Consider the following 26,100-nt stretch of genomic DNA (forward strand, 5'->3'; position numbering starts at 1 on the left):
GACGTTATGAGTGATTACAAGCATACGCTGAACCTGCCCGATACCGGCTTTCCCATGCGTGGAAATCTAGCCCAGCGCGAACCCGAACGTCTACAACAATGGCAGGCGCTCGATCTATACAATGCCCAGCGCAAAGCCCGGGCCGGTGCTGAGAAATTCATCCTCCATGATGGCCCCCCCTACGCCAATGGCAGCATTCATATCGGCCACGCGGTCAATAAGATCCTCAAGGATTTCATCGTCAAGTCCCGCAATATCATGGGCTACGACGCGCCCTACGTGCCGGGCTGGGATTGCCATGGGCTGCCCATCGAGCACAAGGTCGAGCAGGAAATCGGCAAAGCCGGGGTCAAAGTCGAGTATGCAGCGTTTCGCCAGGCCTGTCGTGACTATGCGGCCAAGCAGGTAGCGGGGCAGACAGAAGATTTCATTCGATTGGGTGTCTTCGGTGACTGGGAGAAGCCCTACCTGACCATGGACCCCAAGGTTGAGGCCGATATCGTCCGGGCCTTGGGTGAAATCGTTGCCAGTGGTCATCTGATGCGTGGCTACAAGCCTGTCTACTGGAGCGTGGTGGGCCAGTCCGCTCTGGCCGAGGCGGAGGTTGAATACCAGGACAAGACCTCCACCCAGATCGACGTAAGGTTCAGGCCCGTCGATGCCGAGGCAATGCTGAAAATTTTCGGCGTAACGCCTGAGAGCGTGCCCGTCGCTATCGTGATCTGGACCACCACACCCTGGACCATTCCGGCCAACCAGGCGGTCGCGCTCAATGCCGATCTGGAGTATGCCCTGGTGCAGCTGGATGTGGGCGCAGGTCAGGAGCGGGTGGTGCTGGCCGCTGAAATGGTCGAGACCGTCACCGCGCGCTGGGGCGTTGAAGATTTCGAAGTACTCGGGCGTTGTTCCGGTTCCGCGCTTGAAGGGCTGGCGCTCAAGCACCCGCTGTTTGACAAGGAAGTACCGGTGGTACTGGGCGACCACGTCTCCACGGATGCCGGTACCGGCGCCGTTCACACCGCGCCAGACCATGGGGTAGAAGATTTTGTGGTCGGCAAGGCGTATGGCATTGGCACTCTCAACCTGGTGCAGGCGGATGGTACCTATACCTCCGCCGCGGGGGAATTTGCGGGTATTCATATCTACAAAGCTGACGAACCTGTGTGTTCGGCCCTGAGCCGGGAGGGGGCGCTGGTGCGGAGCGAGAAGTTCCAGCACAGTTATCCTCACTGCTGGCGGACTAAAACGCCATTGGTCTACCGCGCCACGCCTCAGTGGTTCATCAGCATGGATCAGAAAGGGCTCAAGGCGGCCGCGCTGGAAGCGATCAAAGGCGTCCGCTGGATTCCGGGCTGGGGTGAAAACCGCATCCGGGCCATGGTCGAACAGTCCCCGGACTGGTGCATTTCCCGCCAGCGGACCTGGGGCGTCCCGATCACCCTGTTTATTCATAAAGAAACGCAAGAACTGCACCCCCGCACCCAGGCGCTGATTGAGGCGGTGGCTGAGCGCATCGAGGTAGACGGTATCGACGCCTGGTACACCGTGGATAAGCGCGAGCTGCTGGGCGATGACGCAGATCAGTACGACAAGGTGACCGATACCCTGGATGTCTGGTTCGACTCGGGCGTGACTCATGCGTCGGTGCTGACCAAACGCCCGGAGCTTGGCCAGTTTCCTGCGGACCTCTACCTGGAGGGCTCTGATCAACACCGGGGCTGGTTCCAGTCTTCCCTGAAGACGGCCGTTGCGATCCGCGGGCAGGCACCGTACCGGGAAGTGCTGACCCACGGCTTTACCGTTGATGCCAAGGGGCACAAGATGTCCAAGTCCCTGGGCAACGTGATCGCGCCGCAATCAGTCATGAACGACCTGGGCGCCGATATCCTCCGGCTCTGGGTCGCGGCGACGGATTACAGCGGGGAGATGACGGTGTCCAAGGACATCCTCAAGCGAACCGCGGACGCTTACCGTCGCATTCGCAATACCGCCCGGTTCCTGCTCGCCAACATGACCGGCTTTGATCCCGAGCGGGACGCCCTGCCACCTGAAGATATGCTCGCACTGGACCGCTGGATTGTGGACCGGGCCGGGCAGTTGCAGGAAGAAATCGACAAAGCGTACCGGCAGTACAGCTTTTTGCAGGTGTACCAGAAGATTCACGGCTTCTGCTCCATCGATCTGGGCAGTTTCTACCTGGATATCATCAAGGATCGCCAGTACACCACGCCGGCAGACAGCCAGGCGCGCCGCTCCTGCCAGACGGCCATGTTCCATGTGGCGGAGGCCCTTAGCCGCTGGATCGCGCCGATTCTCAGCTTTACGGCGGACGAAATCTGGGAGTACCTGCCCGGCGACCGTTCGGCCAGCGTTTTTCTGGAAACCTGGTACGACGGTCTGTTTGCCCTGAAAGGCGACGAGGCATTGGGACGCGAGTACTGGGCGCAAATCCTGGCGGTAAAAGAAGCGGTCAACAAAGCCCTGGAGGAGACCCGCAAAGCCGGCAATATCAAGGGATCGCTAAGCGCCGAGGTTAACCTGTACTGTGAGCCCGAAATCGCGGACAAGCTCAATCTACTGGGCGAAGAACTGCGCTTTGTTCTGATTACGTCCGAAGCGCATGTGTTCAGTTCAAGCGATGCAGGAAACGATCAGGCGGTGGCAACAGAGGTGCCCGGGCTCAAGGTATCTGTGGCGCCGACGGCCTATCACAAATGCGATCGCTGCTGGCACCATAGGCCCGAGGTGGGTTCGCGCGAAGCGCACCCCGATCTTTGCGACCGTTGCATCGATAACCTGGAAGGCGCCGGTGAACAGCGTCGCTTCGCATGAGCGCGGTCATGAGCAGCGCTAACCCCGCCGGGACCTCGCTGCGATGGCTCTGGCTGAGTGCCGTGGTGGTTCTGCTTGATCTGGGTTCCAAAGCGTACATGACGGCGACGCTGCAATACGCAGAATCCCAGCCTGTGTTGCCGTTCTTCAACCTGACACTATTGCACAACACCGGCGCAGCGTTCTCTTTCCTTGCCGGTAGCGGGGGCTGGCAGCGCTGGTTCTTCATTATGCTTGCGGTTGTGGTAAGCACGGTGCTGGTGGTTTGGCTCGCGCGCATACCCCGGTCTGAACGTTGGTTACCGGTATCGCTGGCCCTGGTTCTGGGTGGCGCGTTGGGCAACGTCTACGATCGCATCGTCCACGGTTATGTGGTCGATTTTCTGCATCTCTACTGGGGTAGCTATCATTTTCCGGCGTTCAACATCGCCGATACCGCCATCAGCATTGGCGCGGTCATGATGGCGATCGATATCTTTCGACGTCCCCAGGGTGACACGGGAGAAAAAAAAGCATGAGTACGCACAAGATTGGCAAGGGCATGCGGGTGACGCTGAATTTCTCCCTCAGCCTCAAAGATGGCCAGACCATCGACTCCACCTTCGCCAAGGCGCCCGCCACACTGGAGATTGGCGACGGTAACCTGCCCGAGGGGTTCGAGTCCTACCTGCTCGGACTTGAACCGGGCGCGCATGAGCGTTACGAGGTGCCGCCTGAGCAGGGTTTTGGCCAGGTAAATTCCAATAACATGCAGACCTTCAAGCGGTCCGAGTTCAGTAACGAAATGGAACTGGAACCTGGCCTGATGGTCTCATTCGCTGACGCACGCAAATCGGAGTTACCCGGCGTCGTCCACTCAATCGATGACGAAGAAGTTGTGGTGGACTTCAACCATCCGCTAGCGGGTCGCGACCTCGTTTTTGAAGTGGAGGTTATCGACGTGCAGCCGGTGCAGTGACCGTTGCTCATGGAGTCCGGCAGAGTCGGCTTTCGTCGGTTGACCGCCAAGGACTTAGCCGGTTGACCGCCAACATCCGGCTCTTTGCTACAATCCCAGTCTACCCGACCCACCTCGATGGAGCGCCTTATGCAAATCAGACTCGCCAACCCCCGCGGCTTCTGCGCTGGCGTTGACCGCGCCATCGAGATCGTTGACCGGGCTCTGGATGTTTTTGGTGCGCCCATTTATGTGCGGCATGAGGTAGTCCACAACCGCTTTGTGGTCGAGAAGCTCCGTAACCGTGGCGCGGTCTTTGTGGATGAGCTGCACGAGGTTCCGGATGACGCTCTGGTGATATTCAGCGCCCACGGCGTGTCACAGAAGGTACAGAACGAAGCCAAGGGTCGAGGTCTCAAGGTTTTTGACGCCACCTGTCCTCTGGTGACCAAAGTGCATATGGAAGTCATGCGCTACAGTCGGGAAGGGCGCGAGTGCATCCTGATAGGCCACGCCGGCCATCCGGAGGTGGAAGGCACCATGGGGCAGTATGATGGCTCCGCCGGTGGCGCCATCTACCTGGTTGAGGACGTCGCCGACGTCGCCTCGATTGAGGTAAAAGACCCCCAGAACCTGGCCTACGTGACCCAGACCACCCTGTCCATGGACGACACCGCGCGCGTCATTGATGCGCTCAGAGAGCGTTTCCCGGCCATACTGGGTCCGCGTAAAGACGACATCTGCTATGCCACGCAGAATCGGCAGGACGCGGTCAAGCAGATGGCCACCGACTGCGACCTCATGCTAGTTGTCGGCTCTCCCAACAGTTCTAACTCCAATCGCCTACGCGAACTGGCTGAGCGCATGGGTACCCCCGCCTACCTGATCGACGAAGCCAGCCAGATCAAGCCCGAGTGGCTGGAAGGCAAGCGCGCTGTCGCAGTGACCGCAGGTGCGTCAGCGCCAGAAGTGCTGGTGAACGAGGTAGTGGCGCGGCTGCAGGAGCTCGGCGGTGAAGCGCCGCAGGAGGTTTCCGGACGGGAGGAGAATATTGTTTTTTCTATGCCGAAGGAGCTTCGGATTCCAGTGCAAGAAGTTGATAGCTGATGTCGCAGTAAGAAATTTTGGTGTTACCCGCCCACCTATCTTGTATTGAAACCATTCTCGTTATTTAGCTGAACCATACCGCTTATCCTGAAACTGCGGCCGGTCGTCGTCGCTCTCTGGTGGTCTGCCGTGCGTGTCCTATAGTTAATCTCGTGATACTCCCAAATGTGCTTGGCAGGGTTCGAGATTGATGGACAGACAAAACGGCTTCACGCTGATTGAATTGATGGTCGCTATTGCTGTGTTCGCGATTGCCGCCTCAATCGCTTTGCCCTCTTTCCAGCGCGTCATCGAAGAGAACAGAGTGTCGACCCAGACAAACACCTTGATCTCAGCCTTCAATCTGGCGCGTAGCGAAGCAGTCAAACGTGGCACAACAGTTGGGATTACGGCGAACGGCGCGAGCTTTGCTGACGGCTGGTGCGTTCATCTGGAGCCCGGCGGGTGCGTAGCTGCAAATATGATTCGCAGCTACGCGGCGCCTGATGCTATCAGCTTTAACCAAACCCACACCCAGGTTGTCTTTGACGGTCGCGGCACTAGATCGCTACCGGTTGCAGGGGCCGGTACTGTTGAAATTGACCTGCAGCCTGACGCATGTACTGCTGGAGATACCAATCGGCGGAGGCAGGTTGAGGTTGGCTTAACGGGTCGTACTGGGCTCCGCCTGGAGAACTGTCAATGACGAGGAAGATCGGGCGCATGGCGTTGAAAAACTCAACATCCGGCGGTGCAAGAAGGCAGGCTGGAATAGGCATGATTGAAGTGCTCGTGGCGGTGCTGATCCTGGCTATTGGCTTATTGGGTCTTGCAGCTCTGCAGGTCTCGTCAATGCAGTTCACAACTGCTGCTCAGGCCAGAAGTCAGGCCACACTACTCGCCCATGACATGCTGGAAAGAATGAGGGTGAATCGAACCAATATCGACGGATATAACAGCCCATTGCCGGGCGATCCGGCTGCCTGTGACGTCGATCACGATCCAGGCAACAACAACGTTCCCGCTGATGACCTTGCGGAGTGGAGAAACCAGCTCGCCTGCCTGCTTCCATTAGGCAACGGCGGGATTGAAGTGGTTGGGCAGCAGGCAACCGTTAGCGTTGAGTGGGTAGAGGATCGCAATGAGCCCGACGACCCCATCAGTTTTTCCTTCACCGCCGGGCTTTGAACCAGCGTTACTTAACTTGGAGCGAGCGTTGCCATGACGCAAAAACTGCGACAGCGAGGCCTGTCCCTTGTCGAACTGCTCATCGCCATGGCGTTGGGAGTCGTTCTGACGCTGGGTGTCGTGCAAATCTTTCTTGGCAACAGTCAGACCTACCGGATGACTGATGCTATGGCTCGAATGCAGGAGAATGTTCGGTTTTCCCTCGAGTACTTGAAATACGAGTTGCGATTGGCCGGTTACCGAGGCTGCACCACCAGGATTAATAACCTACTGGCGGCTGACGCCGCAAATCCTGGCGCTGGCGGTTTTTTTATGGGCCAGGCGTTGCAGGGATGGGAATACGCCAACACCGGTCCAGGCGGTGCCTATGATTTGGTTCTGGCAGGACCAGGTGATTTTCAGGGAGGTGGTGCTGATTTTCCAGCAGAGCTGGCCGGGAATGTGATGGCAGGCAGTGATGTGTTTGTCGTCAATCGAGCCCAACGTCTACCCGTGGTCGTGGAAAGTATCAGTGGCACAACGATAAAGCTCGATGACAGCGCAGATATAAAACAGGGCAGCATCCTCGTCGCGACCAACGACACCTGTAGTGGTGGCGACATGTTTCAAAAAACAAACAACGATAACAGCGCAGATGTCACGAAAGGCGTCATGGGGGGATTTACTCCGGGTAACAATAACAGCCCGGGCAACCCCTTTACCCAGAATTACGGACCTGGCGCAACCATTCTGGTTAACACCAGCACCGCCTACTTCATCGGCGAGAATCCTAACGGTGATCCAGCTCTTTATCGCTACGTGTTTGACGCTACAGGATCTGGAAGCGCTGAGGAATTAGTGGACGGGGTTGAGAGCATGCAGGTGCTTTACGGGGTGAGCACGGGTATCAACGGCCGTGTTGGCAGCTACGTTACGGCGAACAACGTGGCTAATTGGGACGACGTAGTGAGCTTGCGGATCGCGTTTTTGATGAGGTCGCAGGACGCGACTTTGAACTTCGGTGCCGAAGACGAGGATCCAACTTTTAATCTCGCAGGCACTGTCATTGATGTTCCAAACGATCGACGCGCACGGCTTGTCGGTACCACAACCGTTGCGATACGCAGCCGTGCAAATTGATCTGAGGGCGAAAATAATGCGTTCCGGGATGCTAATTCAAAAAGATATTCTCGACTTTAAAGCTACTCGAGGGCAACGGGGAAGTGCTCTTATCGTGTCACTCGTCATGCTTCTTCTAATGACCCTGGTGGGGGTAGCGTCGATGCAGGGGACAATCCTTCAGGAGCGGATGGCCGGCAACCTGAGGGATCGCGAAATGGCATTTGAAGCTACAGAGACAGCTTTGCGCGTAGGGGAAGAATGGGCCGTAGCTAATGTTCCTGCTGCCATGAACGAGGAACTACTGGTCTCACCCGAGACCTGGGACGGCAGCGAGCCCAGCGGCACTGTCGCTGATCTCGACGATCAGTTATCGGCCGATCCGGCCTTTCATGTCGTTTGGCAGGGTGAGGTTTGTCCGCCGGGTGCTGACTTCCGAACGCCCTGTAGGGATATTCTCGCCGTAACCGCGCGGGGACAGGGCGGGTCGGACACTACCACAGTAGTGATACAAAGCCGGGTGATGCCATGAGGCACAGTTATATGAGTCTTGAAAAACTCCATGGTATTGCTGTTGAAACGGGAGCCAAGCGATGAAAATTCAAGCGAACGGTAGAGAATGGGTGCGCCATGGAGTTCACGTTGCGCTTGGCTTTGCGCTTTCTTTCGGGACGATAACTTCGGCGCTGGCAGCGGTTGAAATTGCCGAAAAGCCACTTGCTGCTGCACCAACGATTGAGCCGAACATCATGTTTGTACTCGATGACTCAGGCTCGATGCACTTTGAGTACATGCCGGAGGAGAACAGCGGCGGCGCAGCGTTCACGCCTTTTGTCTACCCCCAGCCCCGCGGTGTATATGGCGGTGGTGACTACACGGTTAGTTGCGGTGACCAGAGACGTTACTACGTTCCCACCTTTGCCGACGACAATTTTCATAATGTCTGGCTGCGCTCTGCCCATAATAACAAGGTGTATTACAACCCGAATGTCACTTACACAGCCTGGAGCGAAAGTGATGGGTCCAAAATGGCCAACGCTGACCCAGCGAACGCGCTCTACAACCCGTCACTTCCAGCTATAGGTGGGATGAATCTCACGCAGAAGCAGACGAAGCGCTCCCACTGGTATTGGGGCACTAGCACGGGGGTGCAGTCATATTCCTGTAACGCCGAGCATAGCTTTTGGCCTGTTACCTACTTCACTCTCAAGGCGGGCGGAGATCCGCTGGACATCGACGACTACGACAAGGTGGAAATAACGACGACCACGGCTGCTTCAGCAAGGTTCTCGTATGTCGGGCCGGACGGCACCACAGCCAGTCGGAGCAAGGCTGAAGAAATCCAGAATTTCGCAAACTGGTTCCAGTACTATCGGTCCCGCATTCTTGCGGCCAGGGCGGGCATTGGCGAAGCATTCGCTGCACAAGGCAAAAATCGCCGTGTTGGGTTCGGAACCATCAATAAAAGCAGTAGCGTCGTTGACGGTGTAGAGACTAGAACCATAATTGATGGCGTTAGACGATTCGAGGGCGCCGCCCGGGAAAATTTCTTCTCGAAGCTTTATGACCGCACGATACCTAATTCTGGTACCCCGCTGCGCCGGGCCCTGGGTGATGCGGGAGAATATTACGCCCGTAGCGACAACGCTGGACCCTGGGGCAAACTTCCGGGCAACAACGATACGACGTCCCATGTTGAGTGCCGACAAAGCTTCACCATCCTGATGACTGACGGTTACTGGAGCGGCGACGCGGCAAGTCAGGAAGGAGCAAGAGAAAACACGGACGGTAGCTCCAGCGGCAATCCCACTATAACAGGACCTGGCGATCAGAGTTTTACCTACGCTCCTGTTGATCCCTTTGAGGATAACCACTCCAGTACATTGGCCGATGTTGCCATGTATTACTGGAAGAGGGACCTTCGGACAAACATGGAAAACCGGGTGCCGACCGGGCCCAAAAATCCGGCGTTCTGGCAGCATATGGTAACAATGGGCATCGGCTTGGGGGTCACCGGTAGTGTTGAGCTCGACTCCGAAGCGGTTCAGGCAGCAATTGCAAACGAGACCGCGGTAGCCTGGCCTGACCCTACTTCGTCGGACCCTGCCAAAATCGATGACCTGCTCCATGCAAGTATCAACGGTCGCGGCGAGTTTGTTAATGCCGCTAACCCTGACACGTTTGCGACTAAATTTCTGGCTCTGCTCAACGAGGCGGGGAGTAGGGCCGCCCAATCGGCTTCTGCTGCTGCTATCAATTCATCGTCTTTACAGGATGATTCGATGAGCTTCGTCGCGGGTTTCCGCAGCGACGATTGGAGCGGGACTCTCAAGGCATTTGAACTGGACGATAGAGGAGTGCCGAGCAAGATACCCAGTTGGGATGCAGAAGTAATGCTCAATAGAATGCTCCCAGGGGAGCGCAATATATTGACACATAATGGCTCTGCAGCCGTCGATCTCGGGCTGACCAATTTGAGTGCTGCGCAAGTTTCTGCTCTTAACGTCAACCCGGCAAATGTAATAGATGGGCTCGCGGAAGCGCGGATCGCTTGGTTGCGCGGCGTGAACGATCACAATGCGTTGCGTCGGCGCCCAAAAATAGCGGAGGAAGACGAAGCCGAGGCTGAGGATATCAGGCTGTTGGGCGACATCGTCAGCTCCAACCCGCAGTATGCCCCCAAAGTACCCTTGGGCTATACCCAGTTGCCGGGGATTGGTGAAGCCTATCGAGACTACAGGGCCTCAACTGTCTACAACAACAGGGTCGATGCCCTATATGTCGGTGCCAACAGCGGCATGCTGCACGGATTCGATTCAACGACCGGGGCGGAGCTGTTTGCCTACATGCCAGGTGAGCTCTTTCGGCCTGAGGCAGGCCAGAACCATGCAAGGATAAGCCAGCTCATGGGCAAAGACTCCTCCTACCATTATTTTATGGATGGGACTCCGGTTGTTTCCGATGCCTATATCGATGGTAGCTGGAGAACCGTACTGGTCAGCAGCATGGGGCTAGGCGGTCGGACTATTTTCGCCATCGATGTGACCGACCCCGCGGCCGTGGAAGCGAGCGACATACTTTGGGAATTCACAGACCCGGATATGGGATACGGTATCGGTCAGCCAGCGGTAATGCCGCTGCGAGATGGCCGGTGGGTGGCGGTGTTTGGAAACGGTTATAACAGTGCAGGGCATGATGCTGTTCTGTACGTTGTCAATCTGGCGGATGGGTCTCTAATCAAGAAAATAATCGCAGGGGCAGGGACCGCGACGACGCCCAATGGGCTGAGTGGGCCCTACGTGACGGATTGGCCGAACGGCGGCCGTATTCTAGATCGGGCTTATGCTGGCGACCTGCAGGGCAATCTCTGGCGATTCGATTTGTCTGATACGGACGTAAGTGACTGGACCAAAGAGCTCCTATTTCGGGCCACGGATCAGACAGGTAATCGCCAGCCTATTACTACTCCCCCAGCGGGTGCTCCTGTGCCTGGTAAGCCTGGTACTCTAGTAGTCTCTTTCGGTACCGGTAGTTTCTTCCGCACAGGGGATGACATCGATAACCAGGTCCAATCTCTGTACGGCGTCTTTGACACCGGCGGAACCTCCATCAGTCGAAGTGATCTTGTTGAACAGGTGATAGAAACTCAAGCTTCAGTGACTGTTGGGCTCATAGAAGGCGGTTCCAAGAGCTACAAAGTCCGCCGCATTTCGGAGCGCACCATAGAGAGTTCACGTAAGGGTTGGTATATGGACCTCGAATTTGACTCAACGAACACAGGTGAGCGGGTTATCAGCGGTCCCACTCTTCCTGGCGGGCTCGATCCGAGCCGGATCCGTTTCACCACTCTGATCCCGGATTCGCAACCATGCACTGCAGGTCGGGGTGGTTACATTATGGATTTCCTATTGGCCACAGGCGGTCGAACGCCCGCTTCGGTCTTTGATCTCAATCTTGACAAGAAATTCGACCACAGAGATAGGGTTGTGGATGACGTAATCAACGGAATCTCCGAAGGTGACGGGACTAAGCTAAGCACCATCCGCCAAGATGATCGCGACTGCGTTGTTGGGGGGCAGCTGTGCCTTCGAGGTGAGGGGTCGAGCGGTCGTCAAACATGGGAGCAGCTGCGTTAGACAGAGGGCGCTGAGATGAAAATGAGTAACTTGTTAATGCTGGTCTTGCTGATTTCATGGCCGGTATGTTGGGCCGGTGCGAGCGATGGCCTGGAGCACACTCGGCCGGTAATAATCGGTACTGTCGACTATCTGGACTTCGAGGAGCGGGAGGTCTCGGTCTCGGACCGTCGCTACACGTTTGCAGAAGTGGTCCGCTATAACGGAAACCTGGTCTCAGGCGCGACTTTGCCAGGCGTGCTTCGTGAAGGTATGGAGATCGAGTTGCAGCTCCAGAACGGCACGCGCTCAGTGATTCAGGTTCTGAAGGTCCGTTGACCGGACCTGAGGAGTATTATCGCCCACGCTCAGTATCTTGCTGAAGCCGGGGTTTATCAGTTTCTGAAAGGGCCGGACAGTGAAAATAAAAGCAGTAGATAGCCAGGGCTTCACCCTCATAGAAATGATGATTGTCGTGGCCATCATTGGCATTCTTGCGGCAATTGCTTTCCCGTCATACAAACTCTACGTCGAGAACACCAGAAGAGCGGCCGCTCAGGCAGACATGCTCGAGTTGGCCCAATGGATGGAACGTCGCTATTCCGCAAATTTTGATTACCGGGACGGCGGCGCCGACCCGGCGCTGCCTTTTACAGTCTCTCCGAGGAACGGGACCACTTTTTATAACATCAGCTTTGACCCTGCTGTCGCCCGCAATTCGTTCGTGCTCAAGGCTGTACCCACGGCTGGACAGGTTGACGACCGCTGCGGAACGCTCACGCTAGGTCATGATGGAACCCGGACTGCGACCAAAGGGGCCGTGGTTGTGGCGGACTGTTGGTAAACGGTCTGTGCGGCTTGATGGGTTATCCTGACCTGCTGCAGTACTGCACACACTCACGACCCTCTACAACACTCACGACCTGGTACAGCTAATGGGTGAGCCGTCGCTGCCCTCTGCAACGCCATCTTGGTCCCTGTCGCGTGCATAACGCAGCCTTCCGCCGCTACTCAGAATGAGCTGTCCTGCATGGATGGCGTCGCCATTTTGAGGGCAAAAGGTCACGTTGCCCAGAGTGCCATGGACCGTTCCTATAGGGCGAAACTGGAAGTATCGTTTGCTCGCTGGTTGTGCGATCAGCGAACCGGACGTTGTAGCCGGTATGAGCTGAAGCAGGTTTCCATCGGTCAGTGATCGTTCATTGCTGGGATCGAGAAAAATGCTGATGGGTTGGTTCCAGTCGTTAATGCATTCACCGTTGCCATCGAGGGGGCAAATGGTCACGAGTTGCTGTTTGTTGACAGCTGCGCTCCTGGCAAACTGGAAACCTGCATAGACTTTGGCCAGGACGCTTCGTGTGGTGGTGCGCGCCGAGACAGGCTGCATGCTGCTGACAGCAAACGAGACTGTAATCGCGAGGATGGCAATAGCAGTTATAAGCTCAACAAGGGAGAAAGCCCTTTGTCGATGATAGATCATCCTTGATATCCTTTAATCCAGTATCCGTCCTTGGTGAAGCGCGACAGTATATTGAGTTATAGTTTTCTTTGCTAATCAAATATTGCCGAAGCTAGAGTTTGTTCACTCCATCCCCAACTTCTTCAACCGGTACCGCATAGCCCGGAAACTGATCCCCAGCCGCTTCGCCGCCGCGGTCTTGTTGCCGCCAGTGGCTTCCAAAGCCTTCTCAATGGCCTCCCGCTCGATCCGCTCGAGAAAGTTTTCCAGGTCAATCCGGCCGTCTGGCGTTGTCGAGTGTCCGCCGCTACCCTCTTCGTTGGCCGCAAGCTGCAGGTCGTCTGCGTCTATAATGTCCCCATCGCAGAGTGTGAACGCGCGCTCCAGTATGTTCTCGAGTTCCCGCACATTGCCTGGAAAGCTGTAGCTTTTTAGCTTGTCCAGTCCGGCGGCGCTCAACTGAGCCTGAGGGCTTTCGTAGTCCTGGGCGAGCTTGGCCAGGATATGCCGGGTCAGCAGGGGAATGTCGTCTTCACGCGCGCGTAGCGGAGGGACTTTGAGTTCGATGACGTTGATGCGGTAGAAGAGGTCCTGCCGGAAGCTGCCTTCCTTGACCAGATGGGGCAGGTCCTTGTGCGTGGCGCTGAGGATGCGCACGTCGATGGCCTGCTCCAGGTGATCGCCCACCGCACGCACAGCTTTCTCCTGGATCGCCCGCAGCAGCTTAACCTGCATCGATACGGGCAGGTCAGCCACTTCATCCAGGAACAGGGTGCCGCCCTGGGCTGCGCGGAACAGGCCGGTTTTGTTCTCGGTCGCGCCGGTGAAACTGCCCTTTTTGTGGCCGAAGAATTCGCTTTCCATGAGTTCGGAAGGAATGGCGCCGCAGTTGACGGGTACGAAAGGGCCGTCACGTCGGGGGCCCTGCATATGGATCATGCGCGCGACCAGCTCTTTGCCGCTGCCAGACTCACCGCTGATATAGACCGGGGCCTGGCTGCGAGCGACCTTTCTTACTTGTTTGCGCAGCTGGTTTATCTCAAGGGATTCGCCGAGGAGAAGCCCGTCGCTGTCGTTATCACTGGCTGCGGCGCCACTTGCGGGTGTGGTAAGCCGTAGGGCGTTTTCCACCAATTCGCGCAACCGCCCGAGCTCTACGGGCTTGGAGACAAAGTCAAAAGCACCTGCCTTGAGCGCAAGCACTGCTGTGTCCATGCTGCCATACGCTGTGATGACGGCCACGGGGGTTTCCGGATGGGCTTTCTGCATCCACTGCACCAGATCGATGCCGTTGCCATCGGGCAGATTCATGTCTGTCAGACAGAGCTGAAACGGCTGCGCTGCTAGCAGGTCCCGGGCTTCCTTGAGATTGGCCGCGGTTACGCATCGGATATTCATTCGGGTCAGGGTGATGTCGAGCAGCTCCCGGATATCGGGCTCGTCATCGACGACCAGTGCTGTAGCGTCAGTCATGGCATCCGTTCTTGTCGATTGAGTTACAAACGTGGCGTTTGCTGGTCTTCAATTTCTGCCTGGCGCGAGTCCTTCAAGTCCACAAAGAGCTTCTGTGCCAGCGCAACACCTTACAGCGACGCGTTCAGGCTCTGTCTTTGGGGATGGGCAAACGTGATCCGAAAACAGCCGCCCGGACCTGCATCGATCAGTGCGAGTTGCGCCTGGTTTGCCTCGCAGAGCTCCCGGGCTAGGTAGAGGCCCAGCCCGGTTCCTGTTCTCTCCGTAGTATAGAAGGGCTCGAATATAGACGCCCGCTGACTCTCCGATATGCCCGGACCGCGGTCGCGAATGTCGAGATAAGCCCGTTCACCGTCCTCTGCCATCCCGATACTCATATCCAGCGCGCGCGCGCCGGTTTCCTGTTCACTATAACGCAAGCCATTGTCGATCAGGTTCGTTAACACCTGCTCCATCTGAGAGCTGTCGAAGCGCGCCTGGGGGCGGTGACTGCCGGGTTCCAGGCTGATGTCACTGTGCTGGTCGCAGTCGTTCTGATAGTGCGTGACGCGTTCGAGCGTCCATAGATAAAGATCATGAACCCGGGCGTCGGGTTGACGCCGGCGCGAGAGCTCCAGAACATTCTCGATAATGGTATTCACCCGCGCGGCGTGGCGCTGGATGATGTCGAGCATTTTCCGGTCCGGCCCGTTCAGCGCATCGGATTCGGCCAGGAGCTGGGCGGCGTGGCTGATAGCGCCCAACGGGTTCCGGACCTCGTGAGCGATGCCTGCTGTAAGTCGGCCAAGGGAGGCGAGTTTGAGCTGCTGGGCCTGCTGGGTGATTTTGCTGGTGTCATCGAGGAATATAAGCAAACGATCGTCGGACTCCTGTTCCAGCCGGGTAAAATTGGCCTGGAGCATGGGGCTGGCGATGTCGACCTGAAACGGTTCGGTGCGATGGGAGGGCTGCGCAAACCAGCGTTCGAGGCGCTCCTGCAGCGGCGTTGGCAGGCGCTCCAGGTCCCGTGAGGCTCGACGTTCGCCCAGCAGCAGTTCACCGGCGGCTTCGTTGGCCAGCTTAACCTCGCCTTGGGGGTCAGCCACGATAATGCCGGTGCGCATGCGCTGGATGATCTGGTGGTTGAGCCGCTCCAGCGCTGCAATACTCTCGGCCCGCTCGCTTGCAAGCGCCTCGCTGAAAATCAGTCGGCGGGTAATGTTCTGAAGTACAAACGCTACGCCGAAGTAGAGAATGCCGAGAAAGCCCGCTCTGACAATGTCGTCGCCGGTGTTGCCGCCGCCAATGACCATTGCGTCCCATCCGGCCAGGGCCAGCGACCCGATTGCGGCGAGCGCCGCAAAAAAGAAGCCCAGTCGGGTGGGGTTGAGAATGTTGCCGGCGGCGACCGAGATGATAATCAGGTTGGCCAGAGCGCTGGTTATACCGCTGCTGAAGAACAGCATGCCGTGCAGCACAAGCAGGTCCACCAGCACAGACACTGTCGTGTGGCGGGAGTGAGGCTGAAAACCGGCCAGGAGCATGAAACCGATAAAGGCATTCAAACCGAAATAGCCGAGAACAAGTGCCTGGTAGAACGCCGGGAACCGGTACTGCGGCTGAAGCGCTTCAAGGTCGACTATCAGCAACATAACCAGGACCAGGCTTATGGCTAGCCGGTAATGGTTATAAACGCGGAACAGGCGCGTTTTTTGATGACGTTGAATCTGGCCCGGCGCGATCTCAACCGTTGGGGCGGGCTCGGGCTGGTGCGCTTTGGTTTCCATCAGGGCGAATTATCCTGGAGATCGCTGGGTGATGCGTAAGTTCAGCCTCCGGCTATCTACTCGTCAGCTTCAGAGAACTCCGGGCGCTGGTCGCCGTTGCCTAGCAGGCCAAAAGTCATGACGCTCAGCAGAGAGCGGTTCTCCACTTTGATAGCGCTCGAAACGAAGTTGCCCTCTTCGTCAAAGGCCTCACTGTCGGGAAAGTTGAGCGCCAGCACAGCCTGGGCGTCATCTGCAGCACGATCAAGCCCCAGGAGCCGCTGGGTTTCTGTCAGCATGATCAGCGCTTCCTCCGTTGAGGGCGACGTCGGAAACCGCTCAACGACATAACGCGCCCTGTTTGCAGCTGCCAGATATGCCTGGCGCCTAATATAGTAACGCGCGGCCGCAAGCTCTTTCTCAGCCAGCCGGTTGTGGATGGCGATCATCCGCTGTCTGGCATCAGCCGCGTACGGACTGTTGGGGTAGAGCTCAAGCAGGCGGCTGAAATCGCGAAAGGCCTGGCGCTGCTCGCCAGGGTCTCGACCTGATCGACTGATAGGGAAATACTGGGCGGCCAGGCTGACATCAAGGTTGTATGAGGCAACGCCACGAGCGTAAAGGGCATAGTCAGCGTTCGGGCTCTGGGGGTTCAGGCGCAGGAAACGATCTGCTGCCCTGCGTGCGCCGGTCAGGTCCAGGCTCTGGTAGCGGGCATAAATCAGGTCAAGCTGGGCCTGCTCGGCGTAACGGCCGAACGGGTAGTATGTTTCGAGCGCCTCCAGATTCTCCGCCGCCTCATTGAAATTGCGCGAGTTCATGGCGCTCCGGGCTTGCTCGTAGTACTGCTTCTCCGGCAGAACCTGACTGTCGGTGGTCGCGCAGGCGGTGAGGCCTGCGAACAGGACCAGGATAATGGCTTTTAAGGCAGCACGCGTCATCATTTACCGTATAATCCCTGTTTAAACGGTCGGCCGGGTACACCCGGCGACCTGAAAATCAAGACTCCGCATTGTACCGGCCTCAAACCTGATGTGCAGCAAAAGGCGGCTTTCAACCATAGGAATTCCATGTCGATCCCTCGTGATCATATTCAGCTAAAAATGCAGGTTCCGGCAGAACTCAGCGAAAAGCGCTTAGACCAGGCAGTCGCCGATTTGTTGCCTGAGCATTCCCGTGCCCGCATTCAGGGCTGGATCAAAAACGAGCAGTTGCGCGTCAATGGCAAGGCGTGCAAGCCGCGCGAAAAAGTGCGCATGGGCGATTCGATCGACATTGACGCGATCGTCTCAGGCGAGGCCCGCTGGGAGGCACAGCAGATCGAGCTTGATATTCTTTATGAGGATGAGCATCTCATCGTCCTCAATAAGCCTGCAGGGCTCGTGGTCCACCCCGCCGCCGGGCACGCGAGCGGTACGCTCGTCAATGCGTTGCTGAATCACGCCCCGGAGCTGGACCACATCCCCCGCGCGGGCGTCGTGCACCGGCTCGACAAGGATACATCGGGGGTGATGGTGGTGGCACGGAGCCTGGTGGCACATACCTATCTGGTCAATCAGTTGCAGGCACGCACCATGGGGCGGGAGTACGCAGCGGTGGTTGTCGGCGCCATGACCGGCGGCGGCGTGGTCGATGCGCCCATTGGTCGGCACCCGCACCAGCGTAAAAAAATGGCCGTTGTCCCAGGTGGCAAGCCAGCCATAACGCATTACCGGCTGATCAGGCGCTATAGCGGGCACACTCACGTGCGATGCAAACTGGAGAGCGGCAGAACCCATCAGATCCGCGTGCACATGGCCAGTATCCGGCACCCGGTGGTAGGCGACCCCGTTTACGCCGGGCGGCTCCGTGTTCCAGCGGGCGCCACTGAAAAGCTACGGGCCACTCTGGGTGGTTTTTCGCGGCAGGCCCTGCATGCCCGTATCTTGACCTTGCTGCATCCGGAAACGGGGGCGGAAGTGTCCTGGGAGGCCCCGCTGCCGCAGGATTTCGTCGAGCTTGTTAACGCCCTGGATGAATCGGAAGCGGCGAAGGGCACCCTCTAACCGTGGCCGGCACTCCGCCTGTCCCCCTGATTGTGCCTGACTGGCCTGCGCCCCCGACGGTCAAGGCCTGTGCCACAACCCGTCAGGGTGGGTACAGCCTGCCGCCGTGGGATAGCTTCAATCTGGGAGACCACGTCGGAGATGATTCAAAGGCCGTGGCACAGAATCGTGCCATGTTGGCGGGCCAGCTTGGTCTCCGGGCCAATCAGATCGGTTGGCTGAACCAGGTGCATGGCACCGTCGTTGAGGACCTGCCATTGAGGGCCACGCAACCCCGCGCCGACGCCTCAACTACAACCCGGCCAGGCCAGGTCTGCGCGGTATTGACGGCCGATTGCCTTCCGGTCTTGTTTTGTGACCGCAAAGGTACGCGTGTAGCAGCGGCTCATGCGGGCTGGCGTGGGCTCTTGGACGGGGTTCTGGAAGAGACGGTCGCCTGTTTTGATGCGCCTGACGCGGTCCTGGCGTGGCTGGGTCCCGCCATCGGTCCCGGTAGCTTTGAGGTCGGCCCGGAAGTCAGGGAGGCGTTCATTGCGCAGAACGCTGAGGCTGCGGCCTGCTTTGTTCCGGGACCTCGCGGTAACGACTGCCATTTTGCCGATATCTATGCTTTGGCACGAATGCGCCTGAAAGCAGCAGGCGTGCTTCAAGTCTCCGGTGGTGGTTCGTGTACAGCGACGGGGCCAGAGACTTTCTTCTCATACCGACGTGACGGCGTCACTGGTCGCCAGGCCACCTTGGTCTGGCTCTCGCCCGGGCAATGATCTGAGCCTGATCGTAACTCTTGACCTGAATCAGTTTTTCTGCTTTTGGCAGCGCTGCCGGCTTGAAGTCCTTTGAAATGCCCTCATTCTCTTATGCAACTGAGCCGGTGCAGCGTTCCTGCATTTCCAGGTGATCCTGCCCGGCAGTCCGGTTTGGCTTCTGTTTTTCCAGCGCTGTATGGGTTCTCGACACCTATATGTCCTTGGTGAGCAGTAGGCTGAGACTGGTCCATGAATACGAGGAAGAGATGAGATGCGAATTGATAAGCTTACCAGCCGCCTGCAAACGGCCCTGGCCGATGCCCAGTCCCTGGCAGTGGGCAACGACAACAACTTCATTGAACCGGTTCACGTACTTCAGGCCCTGATTGACCAGCAGGGCAGCAGCGTTAAGGCCCTGCTTCAGCAAGCGGGCGTGGATGTGGGTCGCTTCCGCCAAGGCATAGTCACTGCCGTAACGGACTTGCCCAAAGTCCAGGGCAATGCGGGTGAAGTGCACATGTCGAATGAGCTCGGGCGCGTATTCAACGTGGCTGACAAGCTGGCGCAGCAGCGGGGTGACCAGTTCATATCGAGCGAACTTGTTCTTTTGGGCTGTTTCGAGGACAGGGGCGCAGCGGGGCGCCTGTTCAAGGAAATGAAGGTAGACCGTAAATCCCTGGAGAGCGCGATAGATAAAGTACGTGGCGGCGAGCAGGTCACCGACGCAGGCGCGGAAGAGAATCGCCAGGCTCTGTCAAAGTACACCATCGATCTGACCGCCCGAGCCCGTGATGGCAAGCTGGACCCGGTGATCGGGCGCGATGATGAGATCCGCCGTACCATCCAGGTTCTGCAGCGGCGCCGGAAGAACAACCCGGTGCTGATCGGGGAGGCTGGCGTAGGCAAGACCGCGATCGTCGAAGGTCTGGCCCAGCGTATTGTCAACGGCGAGGTGCCTGAAGGCCTCAAGGACAAGCAGGTGCTTTCCCTGGACATGGGGTCCCTTATTGCCGGCGCGAAATTCCGCGGAGAATTTGAAGAGCGCCTCAAGGCCGTGCTCAACGAACTGTCCAAGCAGGAAGGGCAGGTGATCCTGTTTATCGACGAGATCCACACAATGGTTGGGGCCGGCAAGGCCGAAGGTTCCATGGACGCCGGTAACATGCTCAAGCCGGCGCTGGCCCGGGGAGAGTTGCACTGTGTCGGCGCGACGACGCTCAACGAGTACCGCGAGAATATCGAGAAGGACGCAGCGCTCGAGCGGCGCTTCCAGAAAGTAGTCGTGAATGAGCCGACTGAGGAAGACACCATCGCCATCCTGCGGGGATTGAAGGAGCGATATGAGGTACACCACGGCGTTGAAGTGACGGATGGGGCAATTATCGCCGCGGCCAAACTGTCCCATCGTTACATCACCGATCGTCAGTTGCCGGACAAAGCCATCGATCTGGTAGACGAGGCTGCGAGTCAGATTCGGATGGAAATGGACTCCAAACCTGAAGCCCTTGACCGGCTGGAACGTCGCCTGATTCAGCTCAAGATTGAGCGGGAGGCGCTTAAGAAGGAAACCGACGCGGCCTCACGCAAACGGCTGTCGGAGCTCGACGGCGTTATTGGCGGCATTGAGCGCGAATTCGCCGACCTCGAGGAAATCTGGAACACCGAAAAAGCCGCACTGCACGGTTCCCAGAAGATAAAGAGCAATCTCGAGCAGGCGCGTATCGAGCTCGAGGCGGCGCGGCGCTCCGGCGATCTGGGCAAGATGTCTGAGCTTCAGTATGGCCGCATACCCGAACTGGAGCGGCAGCTGGACATGGCCAGCCAGGCTGAAATGATGGAAATGACCTTGCTGCGCAATCGTGTCACCGATGAGGAAATTGCCGAGATTGTGTCCAAGTGGACGGGTATCCCCGTGTCGAAGATGCTGGAGGGCGAGCGGGACAAGCTGATGCGCATGGAGGAGGCACTGCATGAACGCGTGATCGGCCAGGAAGAGGCTGTGCAGGCCGTGGCGAACGCGGTGCGCCGTTCCCGCGCAGGATTATCGGACCCTGGCAGGCCCAACGGCTCGTTTTTGTTTCTCGGTCCAACCGGCGTAGGTAAGACTGAGCTTTGTAAGGCACTGGCAAACTTTCTCTTCGATACCGAAGAAGCCATGGTCCGCATTGATATGTCGGAGTTCATGGAGAAACACTCCGTCGCGCGTCTCATCGGTGCGCCTCCCGGCTATGTGGGCTACGAGCAGGGCGGCTACCTGACCGAAGCCGTGCGCCGCAGGCCGTATTCCGTGCTGCTGCTGGATGAGGTGGAGAAGGCCCATCCGGATGTGTTCAACGTGCTGTTGCAGGTGCTGGAGGATGGGCGTCTGACGGACGGGCAGGGCAGGACAGTCGATTTCCGCAATACGGTAATCGTCATGACCTCCAACCTCGGGTCCGAGATCATCCAGACCATGGCGGGTGAAGCCCAGTACGAGCAGATGAAAAATGCGGTGATGGAAGTGGTCGGTACACATTTCAGGCCGGAGTTCATCAACCGTGTGGATGAGGTGGTGGTATTCCATCCCTTGGCGACTGACCAGATAGCCGGCATTGCCCGCATTCAGATCGACCGCCTGGCTCAACGGCTGAAAGAGCAGGATCTGAAGCTGGAGCTCGATGAGGCTGTGATGGAGAAACTGGCGGCTGTTGGTTATGACCCGGTGTACGGCGCCAGGCCGCTGAAGCGTGCGATCCAGCGGCTGATAGAAAACCCGCTGGCCCAGCAACTGCTGCGTGGCGAGTTCCAGCCAGGCGGCACCATCCTGGCTCGGGTGGAAGGAGAGAAGCTGGTATTCACCGAGGCGTGACGTTGCCAGCACGGCTATCGCAACCGCAACCGCTGTCAGACTCTCGGGCAGCGGTTGCTTTTTTGGCGTTTACCGCCGACGAGTCACCAGAAGGGCCTGACAGCCCCCCCGCCCACGAGAACGCTGATCAGGTCGCGCAGCGGGTTTGTACCAATTGCTCCAGTTCAGCCCGCTTGGCCTCGATCTCTTCCGGCGTCAGGTAGCGCCGCGTGCCTGCTTCCTCGATCTGGACTCGGCTGTTATTGGTCAGCACTTGCAGGTTCTCGCGGGCAACCTCGCAGTTCTTCCGGTCTTGCTCCGGGTCGAGACCGTTCTGGCTACTGTTGCTTTCCCCTTCCGGGGCAGGTTGCGCTGTGCGCTCCGGGGCCATTCGTACAGGATCGTCGGGGTTGCCGGATCGAATGTTCATTGATTTCGACTTGATGCCTTCCGGCTGGCGGTCACCATAATGCGTATTGCCTTGCGCATCAGTCCACTTGTAAACCTCTGCGTTAGCAGCGGTCGCGCTAAGCACCAGGGCTGCCCACAATGCCAGCGTTAGGTAGTTCATGGCGGTCCTCGTCAACACAAAGTAAGGTCCTTTCTTGGCCTGGTCTCTTCAGGCAATGCTCACCGACTGTCCTGCCAGCGCGCAAGTGCTCCCTGAAGATTAGACGATTTTCTCAGTTACGTGATGCACAGGTGCCGAAAAGGCAAGAAACGAAGCTCTCGGCGGCTTTTTCTATTGACACTCCGCGCTCCAGTGTCAAAATTAATGGCTGCCTGAAAGCGGGGCCAATACAGCAGGCAATCCCGAGCAGTATCCCCCTTTAAAGCGATTCTATTACATAGGTGTGGTTTTCTCCGACGCAGGGGTTAGCCACCAGGACTAATGCTGCGTTAAGGCACTTCCAGCGCCATTGACCGACGTTTTTCCAGCCCGGCAGGCGTTTGACGATCCCCACCCTCAGGGTCGTCGACCCTACGAGACAATCTCTCGCAGACCTATGTAGTACCTTGTCCGCTATTGGCTTCCATAAGAAGCGATTGCGGAGCCAGGCATATTCAGAGTGACCTGAATCCGTTATTCGGCAATCGGGTCGCTTGTTGAACGTCCTTGGACATTCTATGACAAGAGGGTTTTACTCCGTGGAACTATTATCGGGTGCCGACATGATCGTCCGCTATTTGCAGGACGAGGGCGTCGAGTACATCTATGGCTATCCCGGTGGAGCTGCGCTGCACATCTACGACGCGCTTTTCAGGCAGGATAAAGTCAAACACGTTCTGGTTCGCCACGAACAGGCTGCCGTCCACATGGCGGATGGCTACGCACGGGCATCGGGTCAGCCCGGGGTTGTGCTGGTCACCTCCGGTCCGGGCGCCACCAATACCATTACCGGCATCGCCACCGCGTTCACCGACTCTATCCCAATGGTTGTGTTGTGTGGGCAGGTTGCCTCGACGCTGATCGGCGAAGATGCGTTTCAGGAAACAGACATGATCGGCGTGTCCCGGCCTGTGGTTAAGCACAACATGTCGATTCGCGATCCGTCTGAGATCCCGGAAACATTGAAGAAAGCGTTCTATATCGCAAGTACCGGCCGTCCCGGGCCGGTGGTGGTCGATATCCCCAAGGATATGACGACGCCTAATGAGCGCTATGAGTACGTTTACCCGAAGAAGGTGAAGCTGCGCTCCTACAACCCGGCGTTCCGGGGGCATGCCGGACAGATCAAGAAAGCCGTCGATATGCTGCTGGCGGCAAAGCGCCCCATCATTTACGCCGGCGGCGGTGTAGTTCTGGGTAAGGCCTCCGACAAGCTTACCGATCTAGCGCACCTGCTGGGGTTTCCTGTCACCAATACTTTGATGGGTCTGGGGGGCTTCCCCGCGACTGACAAGCAGTCGCTGGGCTGGCTCGGTATGCATGGCACTTATGAATCCAACATGGCCATGCACCACTCTGACCTCATACTCTGCATCGGCGCGCGGTTCGATGACCGGGTTACGAACGCAACGGACAAGTTCTGCCCGGGTGCGCGTATCATCCATGTAGACATTGATCCCGCTTCGATTTCCAAAACAGTTACGGCTGACGTGCCGATCGTGGGGCCGGTTGATTCAGTGCTCAAGGAAATGATCGCGCTGGTCAAAGAGGCAAAGGCCAAGCCCGACGAGGATGCGCTCGCTGCCTGGTGGAGCCAGATAGATGAGTGGCGAGCTTTCCACGGCATGCGCTACGAGCCCGGCCCGGACGAGCTGATGAAACCTCAGCAGGTTATCGAAGCGCTTTACCGGGTAACGAACGGCGACGCTTACATAACCTCCGATGTTGGTCAGCACCAGATGTTCGCCGCCCAGTACTACAAGTTTGATAAACCTAACCGCTGGATCAACTCAGGCGGTTTGGGGACCATGGGCTTCGGTTTTCCGGCGGCCATGGGAGTGAAACTGAACTATCCGGAAGCGCAGGTGGTTTGTGTTACCGGGGAAGGCAGTATTCAGATGAATATCCAGGAGCTGTCGACCTGCAAGCAGTTCAATATTCCTGTGGTGATCCTCAACCTCAACAACCAGTCGTTGGGTATGGTGCGGCAATGGCAGGACATGAACTACGAGTCCCGGCATTCGCAGTCTTACATGGAGTCGCTGCCGGACTTCGTCAAGCTGGTTGAGGCCTATGGTCATGTCGGCATCAAGGTTACCCGCTTTGAGGAACTGGAGCCTGCGTTGGAGAAGGCTCTGGCAATGAACGATCGCCTCGTCTTTCTTGACGTCTACGTTGACCCCCATGAGCATGTTTACCCCATGCTGGTAGCTCGCGGCTCGATGAAAGACATGTGGCTCAGCAAAACGGAGAGGGTTTAATCATGCGCCGTATTATCTCTGTTTTGCTGGAAAACGAGCCGGGCGCGTTGTCCCGGGTCGTTGGCCTTTTTTCTCAGCGCAACTACAACATTGAAACGCTAACCGTTGCGCCCACGGAGGACGCAACGCTGTCGCGCCTGACCGTTACAACCACGGGGTCAGACCGGGTCATCGAGCAGATCACCAAGCAGTTGAACAAGCTAATAGAAGTGGTGAAGTTGGTTGATTTGACCGAAGGGGCTCACATCGAACGCGAGTTGATGCTCGTCAAGCTTAAAGCGGGCGGAGCGCAACGTGCGGAGATCAAGCGTACGGTCGATATCTTCCGTGGCCAGATCGTCGATGTCACCAGTACCGTTTATACGGTTCAGTTAGCCGGACACAGCGACAAACTTGACGCGTTTATCAATGCCGTAGGCCCTGCCGGGGTTCTGGAAGTTGTTCGCTCAGGGGTTTCCGGGATCGCCCGGGGGGAGAAAGTCCTCAGTCTCTAGTGGGCGTGGAGCGTCGCAACAAATTTTATTTCGAAGCCTGCACGAGCAGGCAAATGATCAACAGGGGAATGTGATGAAGGTTTTTTACGATAAAGATTGTGATCTTTCGCTGATCAAGAGCAAGAAGGTCGCGATCATAGGCTATGGTTCCCAGGGCCACGCCCACGCCAACAATCTAAAAGAGTCAGGTGTAGAAGTAGTAGTCGCTCTTCGTCCGGGCTCTTCCTCGGCCAGCAAAGCTGAAGCTTCAGGCCTCACTGTGCAGGGTGTTGAAGAAGCATCAAAGAACGCCGACATTGTGATGGTCCTTGCACCGGATGAGAATCAGGCCGAGATCTACAAGAACCAGATCGAGCCGAACCTGAAGCAGGGTGGGGTTCTGGCATTCGCACACGGCTTTAATATTCACTACAACCAGATTGTTCCGCGCAGCGACCTGGACGTCATCATGATCGCGCCAAAAGCGCCGGGGCATACCGTTCGTACCGAATATAAAGAAGGTCGAGGCATTCCAGACCTGATTGCAATTCACCAGGATGCTTCTGGCAATGCCAAGGACATCGCACTGGCCTACGCATCAGCCATTGGTGGCGGTCGTACCGGCATCATCGAAACCACTTTCAAGGACGAGACCGAGACCGATCTTTTCGGCGAGCAGTCTGTCCTGTGCGGGGGTTGTGTCGAGCTGGTCAAGGCAGGGTTCGAGACGCTGACAGAAGCAGGCTATGCGCCAGAGATGGCTTACTTCGAGTGTCTGCACGAACTCAAGCTGATCGTCGACCTTATGTACGAAGGCGGCATCGCCAACATGAACTACTCCATCTCAAACAACGCTGAGTATGGCGAGTACGTGACTGGTCCCGAGGTCATCAATGCTGAGTCGCGCCAGGCAATGCGTAACGCTCTGAAACGTATACAGACCGGTGAATACGCCAAGATGTTCATTCAGGAGGGTAATCTCAATTACCCCTCAATGACCGCCCGGCGTCGTCTGAATGCTGAGCATCCGATTGAGCAGGTTGGTGAAAAGCTTCGGTCAATGATGCCCTGGATCGCCGCCAATAAAATCGTCGACAAGTCCAAGAATTGAGTACGGGTTGATGTCCAGAACGCGACCTTCGGGTCGCGTTTTTTTTGACCGTAACGTGGGTGTCGCCGGTATACTCGTTAGCTCATGGATTCAA

The 26,100-nt window shown here is 57.4% G+C and carries 22 protein-coding genes; 17 read left to right on the forward strand and 5 right to left on the reverse strand.

What is annotated here, in order from left to right:
* The first annotated feature begins 6 nt into the window (after positions 1 to 6).
* The 11 genes from ileS to soil367_RS03660 all read left to right on the forward strand — a co-directional run bounded on the left by ileS (position 7) and on the right by soil367_RS03660 (position 12,100).
* Positions 7 to 2,832, forward strand: a complete 2,826-nt coding sequence (ileS, locus tag soil367_RS03610; protein WP_136546993.1) for an isoleucine--tRNA ligase — start codon at positions 7 to 9, stop codon at positions 2,830 to 2,832.
* A gap of 8 nt (positions 2,833 to 2,840) precedes the next feature.
* Positions 2,841 to 3,350 (forward strand): signal peptidase II, encoded by a 510-nt coding sequence (lspA, locus tag soil367_RS03615; protein ID WP_246065503.1) that lies wholly within the window; start codon positions 2,841 to 2,843, stop codon positions 3,348 to 3,350.
* Positions 3,347 to 3,790: an FKBP-type peptidyl-prolyl cis-trans isomerase gene (locus soil367_RS03620; protein ID WP_136546997.1), complete on the forward strand. Its 444-nt coding sequence runs from the start codon at positions 3,347 to 3,349 to the stop codon at positions 3,788 to 3,790. The genes lspA and soil367_RS03620 overlap by 4 nt, the downstream gene beginning before the upstream one ends.
* 129 nt (positions 3,791 to 3,919) lie before the next feature.
* A complete protein-coding gene (gene ispH, locus soil367_RS03625) occupies positions 3,920 to 4,876 on the forward strand; it encodes a 4-hydroxy-3-methylbut-2-enyl diphosphate reductase (RefSeq protein ID WP_136546999.1) in 957 nt (318 codons plus the stop codon).
* Between the two features lie 190 nt (positions 4,877 to 5,066).
* Positions 5,067 to 5,561 carry a GspH/FimT family pseudopilin gene (locus soil367_RS03630; protein WP_136547001.1) on the forward strand — a complete coding sequence of 165 codons (495 nt, stop codon included), beginning with the start codon at positions 5,067 to 5,069 and terminating at the stop codon, positions 5,559 to 5,561.
* Positions 5,558 to 6,043, forward strand: a complete 486-nt coding sequence (gene pilV / locus soil367_RS03635) for a type IV pilus modification protein PilV (protein WP_216642767.1) — start codon at positions 5,558 to 5,560, stop codon at positions 6,041 to 6,043. Before soil367_RS03630 ends, pilV begins: the two co-directional genes overlap by 4 nt.
* Positions 6,044 to 6,076: 33 nt before the next feature.
* Positions 6,077 to 7,162, forward strand: coding sequence for a PilW family protein (locus soil367_RS03640; protein ID WP_136550500.1), 1,086 nt, complete (start codon positions 6,077 to 6,079; stop codon positions 7,160 to 7,162).
* Positions 7,163 to 7,190: 28 nt separating this feature from the next.
* The gene (locus tag soil367_RS03645; RefSeq protein WP_172962254.1) at positions 7,191 to 7,673 is read left to right on the forward strand and encodes a pilus assembly PilX family protein; all 483 of its coding nucleotides are present in this window, start codon (positions 7,191 to 7,193) and stop codon (positions 7,671 to 7,673) included.
* A gap of 61 nt (positions 7,674 to 7,734) precedes the next feature.
* Positions 7,735 to 11,277, forward strand: a complete 3,543-nt coding sequence (locus soil367_RS03650) for a pilus assembly protein (protein WP_136547005.1) — start codon at positions 7,735 to 7,737, stop codon at positions 11,275 to 11,277.
* Between the two features lie 21 nt (positions 11,278 to 11,298).
* Positions 11,299 to 11,595 carry a hypothetical protein gene (locus soil367_RS03655; protein ID WP_136547008.1) on the forward strand — a complete coding sequence of 99 codons (297 nt, stop codon included), beginning with the start codon at positions 11,299 to 11,301 and terminating at the stop codon, positions 11,593 to 11,595.
* Between the two features lie 79 nt (positions 11,596 to 11,674).
* Positions 11,675 to 12,100 carry a type IV pilin protein gene (locus soil367_RS03660; protein WP_281283911.1) on the forward strand — a complete coding sequence of 142 codons (426 nt, stop codon included), beginning with the start codon at positions 11,675 to 11,677 and terminating at the stop codon, positions 12,098 to 12,100.
* Between the two features lie 72 nt (positions 12,101 to 12,172).
* Here the strand turns inward: soil367_RS03660 and soil367_RS03665 are convergent, their stop codons facing one another.
* The 4 genes from soil367_RS03665 to soil367_RS03680 form a co-directional block, all read right to left on the reverse strand.
* On the reverse strand, positions 12,173 to 12,736 hold the full coding sequence (locus soil367_RS03665; protein ID WP_136547010.1) for a GspH/FimT family pseudopilin: 564 nt from the start codon (positions 12,734 to 12,736) through the stop codon (positions 12,173 to 12,175).
* Between the two features lie 102 nt (positions 12,737 to 12,838).
* Complete coding sequence (locus tag soil367_RS03670) at positions 12,839 to 14,188, reverse strand: sigma-54-dependent transcriptional regulator (RefSeq protein WP_136547012.1); 1,350 nt, start codon at positions 14,186 to 14,188, stop codon at positions 12,839 to 12,841.
* 110 nt (positions 14,189 to 14,298) lie between these two features.
* A complete protein-coding gene (locus soil367_RS03675; protein WP_136547014.1) occupies positions 14,299 to 15,954 on the reverse strand; it encodes a sensor histidine kinase in 1,656 nt (551 codons plus the stop codon).
* Between the two features lie 56 nt (positions 15,955 to 16,010).
* Entirely contained in the window at positions 16,011 to 16,877 is an 867-nt protein-coding gene (locus soil367_RS03680; RefSeq protein WP_246065504.1) for an outer membrane protein assembly factor BamD, read from the reverse strand.
* Between the two features lie 126 nt (positions 16,878 to 17,003).
* On the opposite strand from soil367_RS03680, the gene rluD reads away from it, so the two are divergent.
* The 3 genes from rluD to clpB all read left to right on the forward strand — a co-directional run bounded on the left by rluD (position 17,004) and on the right by clpB (position 21,572).
* Positions 17,004 to 17,978, forward strand: coding sequence for a 23S rRNA pseudouridine(1911/1915/1917) synthase RluD (gene rluD, locus soil367_RS03685; RefSeq protein WP_172962255.1), 975 nt, complete (start codon positions 17,004 to 17,006; stop codon positions 17,976 to 17,978).
* A gap of 2 nt (positions 17,979 to 17,980) precedes the next feature.
* A complete protein-coding gene (gene pgeF, locus soil367_RS03690; RefSeq protein WP_216642768.1) occupies positions 17,981 to 18,742 on the forward strand; it encodes a peptidoglycan editing factor PgeF in 762 nt (253 codons plus the stop codon).
* Between the two features lie 253 nt (positions 18,743 to 18,995).
* Entirely contained in the window at positions 18,996 to 21,572 is a 2,577-nt protein-coding gene (gene clpB, locus soil367_RS03695; protein ID WP_136547016.1) for an ATP-dependent chaperone ClpB, read from the forward strand.
* A 127-nt stretch (positions 21,573 to 21,699) separates the two neighbouring features.
* On the opposite strand, the gene soil367_RS03700 is transcribed toward clpB, so the two are convergent.
* Positions 21,700 to 22,122: a DUF4124 domain-containing protein gene (locus soil367_RS03700; RefSeq protein WP_136547018.1), complete on the reverse strand. Its 423-nt coding sequence runs from the start codon at positions 22,120 to 22,122 to the stop codon at positions 21,700 to 21,702.
* Positions 22,123 to 22,700: 578 nt separating this feature from the next.
* Here soil367_RS03700 and soil367_RS03705 point away from each other — a divergent pair.
* Genes soil367_RS03705 through ilvC form a run of 3 tightly spaced genes read left to right on the forward strand, consistent with a single transcriptional unit; the run spans position 22,701 to position 26,006 of the window.
* Positions 22,701 to 24,422 carry an acetolactate synthase 3 large subunit gene (locus tag soil367_RS03705; protein ID WP_136547020.1) on the forward strand — a complete coding sequence of 574 codons (1,722 nt, stop codon included), beginning with the start codon at positions 22,701 to 22,703 and terminating at the stop codon, positions 24,420 to 24,422.
* 2 nt (positions 24,423 to 24,424) lie between these two features.
* Positions 24,425 to 24,916, forward strand: a complete 492-nt coding sequence (gene ilvN, locus soil367_RS03710; RefSeq protein ID WP_136547022.1) for an acetolactate synthase small subunit — start codon at positions 24,425 to 24,427, stop codon at positions 24,914 to 24,916.
* A gap of 37 nt (positions 24,917 to 24,953) precedes the next feature.
* Entirely contained in the window at positions 24,954 to 26,006 is a 1,053-nt protein-coding gene (ilvC, locus tag soil367_RS03715) for a ketol-acid reductoisomerase (protein WP_281283916.1), read from the forward strand.
* The last annotated feature ends 94 nt before the right edge of the window (positions 26,007 to 26,100 follow it).

It is taken from the genome of Hydrocarboniclastica marina (assembly GCF_004851605.1).
In the GTDB taxonomy this organism is placed as follows: Bacteria; Pseudomonadota; Gammaproteobacteria; order Pseudomonadales; family Oleiphilaceae; genus Hydrocarboniclastica; species Hydrocarboniclastica marina.

What these genes read in the sequence shown, in the direction of transcription:
- soil367_RS03630 (WP_136547001.1), top strand. Translation starts at nt 5,067, where the DNA reads ATGGACAGACAAAACGGCTTCACGCTGATTGAATTGATGGTCGCTATT.
- soil367_RS03620 (WP_136546997.1), top strand. Translation starts at nt 3,347, where the DNA reads ATGAGTACGCACAAGATTGGCAAGGGCATGCGGGTGACGCTGAATTTC.
- soil367_RS03675 (WP_136547014.1), bottom strand. Translation starts at nt 15,954, where the DNA reads ATGGAAACCAAAGCGCACCAGCCCGAGCCCGCCCCAACGGTTGAGATC.
- clpB (WP_136547016.1), top strand. Translation starts at nt 18,996, where the DNA reads ATGCGAATTGATAAGCTTACCAGCCGCCTGCAAACGGCCCTGGCCGAT.
- soil367_RS03680 (WP_246065504.1), bottom strand. Translation starts at nt 16,877, where the DNA reads ATGATGACGCGTGCTGCCTTAAAAGCCATTATCCTGGTCCTGTTCGCA.
- lspA (WP_246065503.1), top strand. Translation starts at nt 2,841, where the DNA reads ATGAGCAGCGCTAACCCCGCCGGGACCTCGCTGCGATGGCTCTGGCTG.
- soil367_RS03655 (WP_136547008.1), top strand. Translation starts at nt 11,299, where the DNA reads ATGAGTAACTTGTTAATGCTGGTCTTGCTGATTTCATGGCCGGTATGT.
- pilV (WP_216642767.1), top strand. Translation starts at nt 5,558, where the DNA reads ATGACGAGGAAGATCGGGCGCATGGCGTTGAAAAACTCAACATCCGGC.
- soil367_RS03645 (WP_172962254.1), top strand. Translation starts at nt 7,191, where the DNA reads ATGCTAATTCAAAAAGATATTCTCGACTTTAAAGCTACTCGAGGGCAA.
- soil367_RS03670 (WP_136547012.1), bottom strand. Translation starts at nt 14,188, where the DNA reads ATGACTGACGCTACAGCACTGGTCGTCGATGACGAGCCCGATATCCGG.
- ileS (WP_136546993.1), top strand. Translation starts at nt 7, where the DNA reads ATGAGTGATTACAAGCATACGCTGAACCTGCCCGATACCGGCTTTCCC.
- soil367_RS03640 (WP_136550500.1), top strand. Translation starts at nt 6,077, where the DNA reads ATGACGCAAAAACTGCGACAGCGAGGCCTGTCCCTTGTCGAACTGCTC.
- rluD (WP_172962255.1), top strand. Translation starts at nt 17,004, where the DNA reads ATGTCGATCCCTCGTGATCATATTCAGCTAAAAATGCAGGTTCCGGCA.
- soil367_RS03665 (WP_136547010.1), bottom strand. Translation starts at nt 12,736, where the DNA reads ATGATCTATCATCGACAAAGGGCTTTCTCCCTTGTTGAGCTTATAACT.
- soil367_RS03650 (WP_136547005.1), top strand. Translation starts at nt 7,735, where the DNA reads ATGAAAATTCAAGCGAACGGTAGAGAATGGGTGCGCCATGGAGTTCAC.
- soil367_RS03700 (WP_136547018.1), bottom strand. Translation starts at nt 22,122, where the DNA reads ATGAACTACCTAACGCTGGCATTGTGGGCAGCCCTGGTGCTTAGCGCG.
- ispH (WP_136546999.1), top strand. Translation starts at nt 3,920, where the DNA reads ATGCAAATCAGACTCGCCAACCCCCGCGGCTTCTGCGCTGGCGTTGAC.
- ilvN (WP_136547022.1), top strand. Translation starts at nt 24,425, where the DNA reads ATGCGCCGTATTATCTCTGTTTTGCTGGAAAACGAGCCGGGCGCGTTG.